Raw genomic sequence first — 11,606 nt, forward strand, 5'->3', positions numbered from 1 at the left:
GTTAATTGAAAGTTGTTATTATTTCGCTTTTGGAGAGCAACCTGCCATTGTAGAAATCTTCACAGCTTCAGTTGGAGGAAGGTTTTTGTTTCTTTCCACTAAACTTTCTACCATTTTTCTTGCCGTTTCTGTGTAGATATCTGCAATTTTAGATCCTTCCTGCAATGCAGCCGGTCTTCCTACATCTCCTGCTTCTCTGATGCTTTGGATCAAAGGAATCTCTCCCAATACAGGAATATTCAGATCTTCAGCTAAATATTGTGCTCCTTGGTTTCCAAAAATATAATATTTATTTTCAGGAAGTTCTTCCGGTGTAAAATACGCCATATTTTCGATTAATCCAAGAACCGGAATATTAATACTTTCCATTTGGAACATTGCAATACCTTTTCTTACGTCTGCCAACGCTACGTGCTGAGGTGTACTTACAATCACAGCCCCTGTTACAGGTACTTCCTGGATGATTGATAAGTGAATATCACCTGTTCCCGGAGGAAGGTCGATCAATAAGAAATCCAATTCTCCCCATGCCGCATCTCTGATCATCTGATTCAAAGCTTTAGATGCCATCGGTCCTCTCCAAACTACAGCCTGATTAGCTCCTGAGAAATATCCTATAGAAAGCATTTTCACGCCATAGTTCTCAACAGGTTTCATTAAGCTTTTCCCGTTTACTTCTACAGAAATAGGTTTTTCACCTTCTGTATCAAACATGGTAGGAACAGACGGCCCATAAATATCGGCATCCAATAACCCTACTTTGAAACCCATTTTAGCTAATGTTACTGCCATATTTGCAGAAACTGTAGATTTTCCTACTCCTCCTTTTCCGGAAGCGATCGCAATAATATTTTGAATTCCAGGAATTTGTTTTCCTTTGATCTGACTTTGCTGAATTTCACTAGGCTCCGGTGAAGCGATTTTAAGTTTTAGATTAATATTTTCTCCAAACTCACTGGCAAAAGCCTGCTTCATAGCAGCTTCCAGTTTTTTCTTTTCGTGCATCGCTGGTGAATGAGCAGTCATGTCGATATAAACATCATCACCCATAATCTGAAGATTATTCACCAAATCGTCTACTTCTATTTCTTTAAGGAAATCCTGAACCTTTTCTTTCGTCAACATATAAATATAAATTGTTTACAAATTTACGGATTTTTTGCCTATTTAGAATAAGTAAACACTATCATAGATAAATTCTTTTGTAAACTCAGACCTACAGTATTTTATCCTTCAGAAAATCATCATCAGAAACTACTTATAAATGCCAAATTGTGCCGCAGAATTTAATGAACAGAAACAGGGTAAAATACTTTATTCGTCATCAATTTGCTCTGTTTTTTTCTTCAAATTTTATATTACGGTCTGCTCCTTTTACTTTTTTATTTCCGAAAGTATAACTGGCCGATACATTCAGTCTCCTTGCATCGTAATAATTGTTGAAAAAATGGGTTCCGGTAGTATAAAAAATACTTCCTTTACTCTTAGATTCCTTGAAAATATCTGAAACGAAGACATTAATCTGTAAATCTTTTTCCATAAAATTCATTTTCAGACCCGTTGTAAAATTCCCCAGATAATCCCAACGTGCATTTCCTGAATTGGAAGGCAGCCTCATCCAGTAGTTCAGAATCAGTTGAACCGTTTTATTTTTATTGAGAGACAGATTGTTCTGAAAATTAAACTCATAGCCACTTCCCTTTCTGGACGCTGCATCAGTAGCGAAAACACTGGTCGACATATACGATAAATCTGCTGCATAATTGGCTTCCCACATTTTAAAAAAAGTATCGGAATAATTCAGCGAAAGTCCTATACTGTTCACATTATAAAAATTAGCAAAAGTACTGGTCCTCTTCTCACCTTCAAGACTGACAATTCGACTAAAACCATCCAATTTTCTTTGGTAGTACGCTGATGCGGATAACTTCCCTTTGTACACATAGGAAAATTCAATATTATGATTGAAAGATGGCTTCAAAAAAGGATTTCCAGTAGAATAAGAGTTGATATTAACATACCATCGATACGGATTGATCGCTCTGAAATCCGGTCTGTTGATTCTTTTGGAATAATTGAGACTGAACGTATGATTCTCATTACTTTTATAAGAAATATAAGCTGTTGGAAAAAATTTCCCATATGAATTTTCTGTCTGCTGACCCGAAGTTAATGAATTCCCATTCACTGTGGAGTATTCATAACGCAATCCTGCTTTTGCAGACCATTTCTCATTAAAAGATTTTTCAAAGCTGATGTATGCTGCGTAGTTTTTCTCATTGTATTGAAATTCGTTGCTTTTGATAGGGTCTGTAACATAATTCCCGTTCTCCAGGTTCTGATAGAAAATAGTTGAATTGTTATCAAAATTGGTAAACTTCACCCCAGTTTCCATTTTTGCAAACTGATATGGTAACGTAAGGTCTGCCTGCCCGGAATAAATTTTATAATCAACTTTAGATGGAGACTTAACGATAAACTGGTCTCCGGAATTTTCTTTGGTTGTAAAATCAATGATTGTCTCCGGAATATTGGAAAAATAATTACCGGTAACACTCAGTTTATTATCCTGTTTTCCGAATTTCACGTCATAATAGGCACTTATCGTATTTTGTTTTCCCGTTGCTCTGTGCTCCGAATTGGTAAGCAGCGTATTGGTATACTGATTGTTCTGAAAATAATCTGAAGTATTCACAATATCCATATTGGTATGTCCAAACCCATAATCGTAGACGAATCCAATATTTGATTTTTTACTTAGCTGATAATCAACACTTAAATTAGCACCCAATCCGTCTCCGAAATCCTGTCTGTTATCATTACTTTTAAGTCCGTCAAAACCTTCTATTCTATAATTTTCATAAGAATGTTTTTTATACTGAGACTGTCTGAGCTTCAATGAAGAGCGTAGTCTTTCATTCTGATAATTGATTCCCGCACTGTTGGAAAACCCCGTATACGTCTGCTGTTGAAGACTGGTTGTAAAACTGCCGCTCCATCCAAAGTTTTGATTTTTTTTCAGAACAATATTGATAATTCCACTGTTTCCCTGTGCTTCGTATTTTGCGGGAGGTGTTGTAATCACTTCAATTTTCTCAATATTTTCAGATCGCAGGCTTTTAAGATAGTTTACCAATTCACTTCCTGAAAGATTCAGTATTCTTTCATTGATCATAATTGCCACTCCACTCTTCCCGGCAATTGAAATTCCCGAATTCTCATCTACCTTTACCAACGGGGTTGTTCCCAGCGCATCAGCACCATCCATTCCCTGAGAGGCTACAGAATTGGCAACGTTAAAAACCAACCTGTCTGCTTTTCTTTCTATCAGTTTTTTTCTGGCGGTAAGAGTAACTCCTTCAATCTGCTTTTCATTTTTTTTTTCAATAAAAAAATCTTTTTTTACGTCCCCGTTTATAATAAGTTCAGTATTGGATATTTCTGTTCCATCCTGAATCAGCTTTATATTGTAATTTCCGTTCTCCAAAAGTTTCAGTGAGTAATTTCCTTTTTCGTCCGAAATCGCGGTCTGTCTTTGTTGATCTTTAATGGCCACTATCTCAACATAGGAAACTCCATTTCCGGTTTGAGTAATTTTCCCTGCTATACTTTGGGAGAATGCTATTACCGGCAGCAGCATGATCACAGAAAGGAATACTTTTCTCATAGTTTATTATCGTTTTTAATAAGACAATGTGTACTCTGTTTTTATTACATCCGTATGCCCCTTTTTCGATATATTCGCTGTTATAAAATTAGAATATGAAAAAAAGGCTTATTGCATTTTCTTTATTTATCACTCAGGTTATTTCCGCACAAAATTATTCTCAATATGTAAATCCATTCATTGGAACCGGAGGTCACGGACATACTTTTCCGGGAGCAATTGTTCCTTTTGGTATGGTGCAGCTTTCACCTGATACCAGAATTGACGGAAGCTGGGACGGCTGCAGCGGATATCATTATTCAGATTCGGTGATCTATGGTTTTTCTCATACTCACCTCAACGGAACCGGGGTTTCAGATTATGGGGACATTATGCTGATGCCTACCATGGGAAATCCAAGCCTGAACAGTAAAGATTATTCTTCTCAGTTTTCTCATAACAATGAAAAAGCAACAGCAGGGTTTTATTCAGTCAAATTAGATAAAAACAATATCAATGTCCGCCTTACCACTACACAGAGAGTAGGTTATCACGAATATATATACAACAACGCGGGTAAGGCCAATATCATTTTAGACCTGAATCACAGAGATAAGCTTCTTGAAGGTGAAGTAAAGATCATTGATGATAAAACGATTGAAGTATTCAGAAGAAGTGAGGCCTGGGCTAAGAATCAATATGTTTATGCCAGAATTGAGTTTTCAAAACCGATGAAAATTTCTAAAAAAGAAGTCAACGGAAAACAGGAAAGTCATCTTTTTACCGGAACAAAACTGGCTTTGGCCTTTTCTACTGAGGTTAAAAAAGGAGAAACCATCCATGTAAAAGTATCTCTTTCTCCCACCGGATATGAAGGAGCAGAAAAAAATATGTTGGCAGAAGGGAAGATCAAAGATTTTGAAACCGTAAAAAAACAGGCAGAAACGGCTTGGGATAAGGAACTTTCAAAAATTGAAGTAAAATCTGATGACCCAAACAAATTATCCATTTTCTATACGGCTCTTTATCATGTTTTCACACAGCCTAATATCAATATGGATGTAGATGGAAAATACCGTGGCAGAGACAATAAGATATACTCCGCCAACGGATTCGATTATTATACTGTATTCTCCCTTTGGGATACTTTCAGAGGAGCTCATCCACTGATGACTTTGATTGACAGGAAAAGAACGGCAGACTTCATCAATACCTTTATCAAACAATATGAACAGGGCGGAAAACTTCCGGTATGGGAACTCGCATCCAATGAAACAGAATGTATGATTGGCTACCACGCTGTATCGGTTATCGCAGATGCTATGGCTAAAGGAATTCAGGGGTTTGATTATGAGAAAGCTTTTCAGGCATCCAAAGGCTCCGCCATGCAGGATATTTTCGGACTGAATGCTTATAAACAGAATAATTACATCAGTATAGATGATGAACATGAAAGTGTTTCCAAAACGGTAGAATATGCCTATGATGACTGGTGTATTGCGCAAATGGCAAAGATTTTAGGAAAGAAAGAAGAGTATCAGTATTTCATGAAACGCTCTCAGAACTGGAAAAACCTTTACAACCCTACAACAGGTTTTATGCAGCCAAGAAAGAACGGAAGCTGGTATGAACCTTTTGATCCTAGAGAGGTTAATAATAATTATACAGAGGGAAATTCATGGCATTATTCTTATTCTGTACAGCAGGATATTCCTGGGCTTATTGCTGCTCATGGCGGAAAAGAAAAGTTTGAGCAGTTTATTGATGCCATCTTTACTGCTCCGGATAAAACAACAGGTAGAGAGCAGGTAGATATTACAGGACTTATGGGACAGTATGCACAAGGTAATGAGCCAAGCCACCATATCGCTTATCTGTACAATTTTGTAGATAAACCTGAAAAAACTGATGCTAAAATCAAATATATTCTTGATAATTTTTATAAAAACACTCCTGATGGACTGATCGGAAATGAAGACTGTGGCCAGATGAGCGCCTGGTATGTTTTAAGCTCAATGGGAATTTATTCTGTAACTCCGGGACTTCCGGAATGGGAAACGACAACGCCTTATTTTGACGAAATTAAAATTCACCTTGAAGACGGAACCACAAGAACAATTACCAAAAATACCGCTAAAACTGAACTGAAAAAGCTTGGCTTTGAAAATGTAAAACCTGTTAAAGATTTTAAATATGCTCAGTTAACGGCTTCTCCGCTAATTGCGGCAGAAAGAATATTTGATTTTAATACAAAAGTAGAAATCACCTCATTGAACCCAGGAGACAAGCTATATTACATGACTCTGGATGAATCGGACGCTAATAAAAGAAAGACGTTTACTGCATATAAAGAACCTTTCTCCATCAGTAAAACGACTCAGGTGATGGCTTATGCCGAAAGAAACGGTGAAAAGAGTTCGGTTACCACTGCCAATTTCAACCGAAGACCCAATTACTGGGATATTATTATTCTTTCAAAAGCAACTCCACAATATACTGCCACTGGAAAACTGGCCCTCATTGACGGAATTCGAGGAGACATCAACTGGAGAAAAGGAGAATGGCATGGTTACCAGGGGCAGGATTTTGAAGCGATTATTGATTTTAAATCCCCTCAGCAGATTACACAGCTATCCTCTACCTATCTCCAGGACAGCAGAGCCTGGATTATGATGCCTAAAAAAGTGGAATATTATGCCTCTATGAACGGAAAAGATTTTATCCTCCTCAAAACAATAGATAATTCTATCGATCCTAAAGATGAAAATGTACAGATCAAGGATTTTTCTACAGAAATTCTCCCTACCGAAGCCCGGTATATCAAAGTAAAAGCCTATTACTTCGGAAAACTTCCGGAATGGCATCAGGGAGCGGGCGGAGACGCTTATATTTTTATTGATGAAATTTCGGTGAAATAGTTTATTAAATTCTAATCTGTGAAAAATTACTTAATTGAAAAGACTTCCACATTTAAGTTTTTAAAAACTTAGAATTTTTGTGCAATGAAACTTATTAGATAAATTTAAAAAAATAATTCTTCTGAAACCTTCTATCCTAAACCTTATAGGTTTTAAAAACCTATAAGGTTTAAACAACTGTATAATATCAAATTCCGGAGCCAAAATAATTCGAATATTTTCTGAATTCAGAGAGAATCTTCTCCACTTTTCTGATTCTTTCTTCAAGACTTCCTGACAACAAAATATACGGAATATTCCTTTCTTTGAGATCTGCAATGATCTGCTTTTGGAAAACTTCTCTTTTCTGAGTTCCACTTCTATCCCATGTATCATCGTAGGGAATATCTATATCACATAGAAAAAACAGATCATATCTTTTATAGTTCAGATCAGCGGTTCTGGTTAAGAAATCGGGAGATTTCCCATGATAATCCATGGCAAACATATAGGTGGTAATCGCATTAGTATCAACAAAAAAATATTGATTAGCATTGGCAATCTCACGGTCCTCAATTTCGATATGTCTTTTGGCTATTACATTGAAATCCTCAAAACCAATCCTCCGATTGATCTGATGTTCTGTCCAGTATTCTCTTCCGTATTCCGGAGCGAAAGTGGTATTGAATTTTTTTGCCAAAGCTTCTGTAAGTGTAGATTTCCCTGAAGACATCGCTCCCAGAAAAACAGCTTTGGTAATAAGGTCTTTGTATACAATATTGCTTACATACTCTTTATAACCAAAAGAGTTCTCCCGTATTTTTGTTGCAGAAATGGGAACTATAGCTCTCGCTTCATCTACTCTCCGGTCTATTGCATTCAAAGCTTTACTTACATGATCGCCGTAAAATTCACTGGAATAGAAATGAGTGATTTCCCTTCCATCCAGCATTTTAATAATATACTCTTCCTGCATAATCTCAAACCACCTTTCATTGGAATATCCATCCGGGCCATCCCAACATTCTATCACTTCAGCCTTCGGATAGAGACTTCTGATCCATCCTGCCCGGATATGTAAAGGCGTTTCAATAACATCCGTATCATAGATCAGTACGACCAGCTCATCTACTTCAGCTAATGCAGTATCGAAAACAAACTGATGGCCTTTATGAAACGGGGCATATTTTCCTAATGTGAGTCCTGTTTTTTTCATTCTTTTTCTTCTTTACTTCCTTTATTCCAGTTGTAATATCCATAGCCTGCATTAATCAGAAAAGCAGACCACATGGCAATCATCATGATTCCGCTTTCACTTCCGTCCAAGGTTCTTATGATCCAGATGATAACGGTAACAATATTTAAGATGATATAGAGCAGCCATTGTTCTTTGTAGCGGAGAATCATCAGAATAGTCGCTGTAATTGAAATGATAGTAGACATTCCATCGAGATAAGGGGTATTCTGATCTTTTAACAGTGACAGCAAATATCCAAGCACAGCACAACCCAAAGCCGTAAGAACGAAAACAGTCAGCAAGGATTTCAACTGAAGAGATTTCATTTCCACAATATCATTTTTGGTATGTTTTTTCCACATAAAATAACCGAAAACATTCATCGGCAGAAAAAACAACAGATAGAGCCCAAGTTCTCCAAACAAGCCATTTTGATAGGCTACAAAAGCGTAAGCTACGGTATTTAAAGTTCCGATAATATAATTCCAAATACTTCCTTTTGCTGCCAAAACAACACATAATATTCCGGATATCAGTACGAAAAAATTAAGCCAGTTATCTTTGCTGACCACGGCAATTCCCACACCAAGCAGTGAAAATGAAAGAAGCCATACGATCTCAAATGGCTTCCATGATTTTAAAATATCATTCATTATTTTCATTAATTCAGTCTTTCCGACCATTGCAGGACTTCCGGAAGTTCTACATCAGAAAACTCAATATGAATTACCCGTCTTTTCTTTCCGTTTGTTGTTCTATTTGAACCGTGTAAAATAAGAGGTTTCATTATCATAATTCCGCCTTTTTCTACCTTACAGATTTCTTCTGTTTCTGTAGTCCAATCAATGGTTTCCGGTCTGTAAATTCCTTTTGCGTGAGATTTTGGAACTACCTTTAATGCTCCGTTATTTTCATCCGTCTCATCCAGATGGATCCTAATGGTATAAATATTTTCTAAAATATTCAACGGAGGTTGTACAGCAAACTGATTTTGCTTTGTGGTCCACGGACCAAAACCAGATAACTCCAATTTTTTATCCACTGAAATAGTCAGATCCTGATGATAGGCAACATACCAGTTGGAGGTTTCAGGTTTATCAAAGTAAATACTTTTCACCACAAAATATTGGTCACCAAAGATTTCCTTAATGATCTTTTTGATGTTATCATTAAAGATGAGGTGTTTAATTTCTGGAACTTCCTTCAGAAACTGTCTTATGGCAAATAAGTCTTCCGACTTTCTGAAGTTCTCTTTTGAAGTATCTATATGGTCCAAAACATGAATTATTTGAACAACCTCTGCATCGGAAAACACTTCATTGATAACTGAAAAGCCATATTTTTCAATATGGCTTTTATAAGATTCTAAGTTTTTTAAACTCATTATTTAAATTTTGTCTAAAGGTTCGGTTAACTGCCCTTCCCACTTAGATACTGCTGAAGTAGCCAGGGTATTTCCTAATACGTTGGTCATACTTCTTCCCATATCGCAGAAATGGTCAATTGGTAAGATTAAAGCAATCCCCTCCGGCGGAATTCCAAACATAGAACATGTTGCTACAATGATTACCAGTGAAGCTCTCGGAACTCCGGCAATTCCTTTTGAAGTAAGCATTAGCACCAAAAGCATGGTAATCTGCTGTCCAAGAGTCATTTCAATACCATAGATCTGTGCGATGAAGATTGAAGCGAATGTCATATACATCATACTTCCATCCAGGTTGAAAGAATATCCTAATGGTAAAATAAAAGATACCACTCTGCTGTTACATCCAAATTTTTCAAGTTCTTCTACCAGTTTCGGAAATACAGCTTCTGAACTTGTGGTAGAGAAAGCGATCAATAATGGCTCTTTAATTCTCTTTAAAAGATCGAAAAGACGATTTCCCAAGATAAAATATCCTACTAATAAAAGGACCAACCAAAGCACCCCTATCGCAAAGAAGAAATCTCTTAAATAGATTGCATACACTTTAAAGATTTCAAAACCATTGGTAGCCACTACAGCTGCAATAGCTCCCAATACTCCAAACGGAGCAAACCACATGATGTAACCAACCATTTTAAGGATAGCATGGGCAATAATATCAAAAAGCTTTACAACAGGCTGGGAATACGCTTCTCCTAAATTTGCCAACGCGACTCCGAACATAATGGCAAATACCACAATCTGAAGTACTTCATTGGTTGCAAAAGCTTCAAATAAACTTTTAGGAATCATGTGTTTTACAAAGTCTTCCATAGAAAAGCTCTTGCTGCTTTTAAGAAGCTCGTCGGCAGAAGCTACATCCTGAATAGGAAGTTTTGTAACGTGCCCCGGCTCCAGCCAGTTAACAAGAATCAATCCGATGAAAAGAGACACCAAAGATGCGGAAATAAACCAAAGCATTGCTTTTGTACCTACTCTTCCGATCATTTTGATATCACTCATTTTGGCAATTCCCACCACCAAAGTAGTAAAAACCAATGGCGCAATAATCATCTGTACCAATCTGATGAAAACAGTTCCCAATAATTTGATATTCTTGGAAAAAGGTTCTGCACTTTCCGGGTACTTCACGTGTACTACTCCTCCAATTCCTACTCCCAGGATAAGTGCAATGATAATTGCTATAAAAAGTTTATTCTGTCCTTTCATATATATAGTTCAATTTGCGCAAATATAATAGTTTTTCAATTGACAGAAGATTTTCTTCACTACAGGTTAATTTTACATTCAGTTTTTAATCCCTAAAAATTAAAAGTCTGGTTTCGAAAATATTGCAAAAAATTTTAAAAAGATTTATTGATTTTTTATTCTTTTGGTACAAATTTTATTATTACATTTGGTAGTGTAACAACCTTAATAAATATACAATATGAAAAAAACTATCGCAATGGCTGCATTAGCTGTAGCTGTATCTTTCGGAGCAGTTTCTTGTAAAAAGAAAGTTTCTGATGCCGATCTTCAGACCCAAGCTACAACTGTAGTAACTTCTAATCCCAATGCTTCTGTTGAAGTAAAAGATGGTGTTGCTCACTTAAGCGGTACTTTCGAAAACCCTCAGTCTAAAGACGCAATGATTGCTAAACTTAAAGCGATCAACGGAGTAAAAGATGTTATGGATATGTCTACTGTTGCTCCACCTCCACCTCCAGTTGAAACTTCCTCTGCCGTAGATCCTGCTGTTCAGAAAAAAGTTCAGGATGCTGTGAAAGATTTCCCTTCTGTAAAAGTAGAAGTTGTAAACGGACAACTTACCCTTACAGGAAATGTTTCCAGCCTTCAGGCAAGAAAGATCAAAGAATCTGTAGATGCTTTGAAAATCGGAAAATATAACAACAACCTAACTGTAAAATAATTTAAGATGAGCGAATTACAAGATAAATATTCAAGTGTAGTTTCAGCAGCACAGTCCGCAGGAATTTCAAACCTACAGGTTCAGGAACAGGACGGAATTTTGTATGTTTCCGGAAATGCTTCCAATACTGCTGCTAAAGATGCTGTATGGAACGCTCTGGGAGCTATTGACTCTACGTATTCTTCTTCAGATATCAATATTGATGTGCAGGTTGCAGGCCTTGCATCCGGAGCCTCTTTAACGGTTGCAACGGAAGAATCTAATCTGAACATCAGACAGGAACCTTCTACTGAAGCTGCTGTGGTAGGCAAAGCTTCCAAAGGATCTTCTGTAACGCTAATAGAACAAACTTCTGATGACTGGTGGAAAGTGAAAACGGCCGACGGGCAGGAAGGATATGCTTACTCAAGATATTTGAGAGCATAGTTAAAAAAAGATAATTTTTTATAAATACTTGTAAGAAACATCCCTATAATTGGGATGTT

Annotated in this window: 9 protein-coding genes; 3 read left to right on the forward strand and 6 right to left on the reverse strand. The window is 36.8% G+C overall.

Going from position 1 to position 11,606, the window contains the following annotated elements; all coding sequences use genetic code 11:
- Positions 1 to 18: 18 nt before the first annotated feature.
- Positions 19 to 1,125 carry an Mrp/NBP35 family ATP-binding protein gene (locus tag ACQ76T_RS16850; protein WP_422693687.1) on the reverse strand — a complete coding sequence of 369 codons (1,107 nt, stop codon included), beginning with the start codon at positions 1,123 to 1,125 and terminating at the stop codon, positions 19 to 21.
- 199 nt (positions 1,126 to 1,324) lie between these two features.
- Entirely contained in the window at positions 1,325 to 3,667 is a 2,343-nt protein-coding gene (locus ACQ76T_RS16855; protein WP_431344428.1) for a TonB-dependent receptor domain-containing protein, read from the reverse strand.
- A gap of 95 nt (positions 3,668 to 3,762) precedes the next feature.
- On the opposite strand from ACQ76T_RS16855, the gene ACQ76T_RS16860 reads away from it, so the two are divergent.
- Positions 3,763 to 6,564: a GH92 family glycosyl hydrolase gene (locus ACQ76T_RS16860; protein ID WP_431344429.1), complete on the forward strand. Its 2,802-nt coding sequence runs from the start codon at positions 3,763 to 3,765 to the stop codon at positions 6,562 to 6,564.
- 187 nt (positions 6,565 to 6,751) lie between these two features.
- Here the strand turns inward: ACQ76T_RS16860 and ACQ76T_RS16865 are convergent, their stop codons facing one another.
- Genes ACQ76T_RS16865 through ACQ76T_RS16880 form a run of 4 tightly spaced genes read right to left on the reverse strand, consistent with a single transcriptional unit; the run spans position 6,752 to position 10,418 of the window.
- On the reverse strand, positions 6,752 to 7,759 hold the full coding sequence (locus ACQ76T_RS16865) for an AAA family ATPase (RefSeq protein WP_431344430.1): 1,008 nt from the start codon (positions 7,757 to 7,759) through the stop codon (positions 6,752 to 6,754).
- Positions 7,756 to 8,433: a nicotinamide riboside transporter PnuC gene (gene pnuC / locus ACQ76T_RS16870; protein WP_431344431.1), complete on the reverse strand. Its 678-nt coding sequence runs from the start codon at positions 8,431 to 8,433 to the stop codon at positions 7,756 to 7,758. The genes ACQ76T_RS16865 and pnuC overlap by 4 nt, the downstream gene beginning before the upstream one ends.
- A gap of 8 nt (positions 8,434 to 8,441) precedes the next feature.
- Positions 8,442 to 9,164 (reverse strand): phytanoyl-CoA dioxygenase family protein, encoded by a 723-nt coding sequence (locus tag ACQ76T_RS16875; RefSeq protein WP_431344432.1) that lies wholly within the window; start codon positions 9,162 to 9,164, stop codon positions 8,442 to 8,444.
- Positions 9,165 to 9,167: 3 nt separating this feature from the next.
- Positions 9,168 to 10,418: a dicarboxylate/amino acid:cation symporter gene (locus tag ACQ76T_RS16880; RefSeq protein WP_431344433.1), complete on the reverse strand. Its 1,251-nt coding sequence runs from the start codon at positions 10,416 to 10,418 to the stop codon at positions 9,168 to 9,170.
- Between the two features lie 220 nt (positions 10,419 to 10,638).
- On the opposite strand from ACQ76T_RS16880, the gene ACQ76T_RS16885 reads away from it, so the two are divergent.
- Both ACQ76T_RS16885 and ACQ76T_RS16890 read left to right on the forward strand, forming a co-directional pair.
- On the forward strand, positions 10,639 to 11,121 hold the full coding sequence (locus tag ACQ76T_RS16885) for a BON domain-containing protein (RefSeq protein ID WP_431344434.1): 483 nt from the start codon (positions 10,639 to 10,641) through the stop codon (positions 11,119 to 11,121).
- Positions 11,122 to 11,127: 6 nt separating this feature from the next.
- Complete coding sequence (locus tag ACQ76T_RS16890) at positions 11,128 to 11,547, forward strand: SH3 domain-containing protein (RefSeq protein ID WP_431344435.1); 420 nt, start codon at positions 11,128 to 11,130, stop codon at positions 11,545 to 11,547.
- The last annotated feature ends 59 nt before the right edge of the window (positions 11,548 to 11,606 follow it).

Origin of the sequence: Chryseobacterium sp. JK1 (genome assembly GCF_050632815.1) — a bacterium.
GTDB lineage: Bacteria > Bacteroidota > Bacteroidia > Flavobacteriales > Weeksellaceae > Chryseobacterium.

Coding starts and splice junctions, on each gene's coding strand:
- ACQ76T_RS16850 (WP_422693687.1), bottom strand. CDS start 1,125: ATGTTGACGAAAGAAAAGGTTCAGGATTTCCTTAAAGAAATAGAAGTA.
- ACQ76T_RS16855 (WP_431344428.1), bottom strand. CDS start 3,667: ATGAGAAAAGTATTCCTTTCTGTGATCATGCTGCTGCCGGTAATAGCA.
- ACQ76T_RS16860 (WP_431344429.1), top strand. CDS start 3,763: ATGAAAAAAAGGCTTATTGCATTTTCTTTATTTATCACTCAGGTTATT.
- ACQ76T_RS16865 (WP_431344430.1), bottom strand. CDS start 7,759: ATGAAAAAAACAGGACTCACATTAGGAAAATATGCCCCGTTTCATAAA.
- pnuC (WP_431344431.1), bottom strand. CDS start 8,433: ATGAATGATATTTTAAAATCATGGAAGCCATTTGAGATCGTATGGCTT.
- ACQ76T_RS16875 (WP_431344432.1), bottom strand. CDS start 9,164: ATGAGTTTAAAAAACTTAGAATCTTATAAAAGCCATATTGAAAAATAT.
- ACQ76T_RS16880 (WP_431344433.1), bottom strand. CDS start 10,418: ATGAAAGGACAGAATAAACTTTTTATAGCAATTATCATTGCACTTATC.
- ACQ76T_RS16885 (WP_431344434.1), top strand. CDS start 10,639: ATGAAAAAAACTATCGCAATGGCTGCATTAGCTGTAGCTGTATCTTTC.
- ACQ76T_RS16890 (WP_431344435.1), top strand. CDS start 11,128: ATGAGCGAATTACAAGATAAATATTCAAGTGTAGTTTCAGCAGCACAG.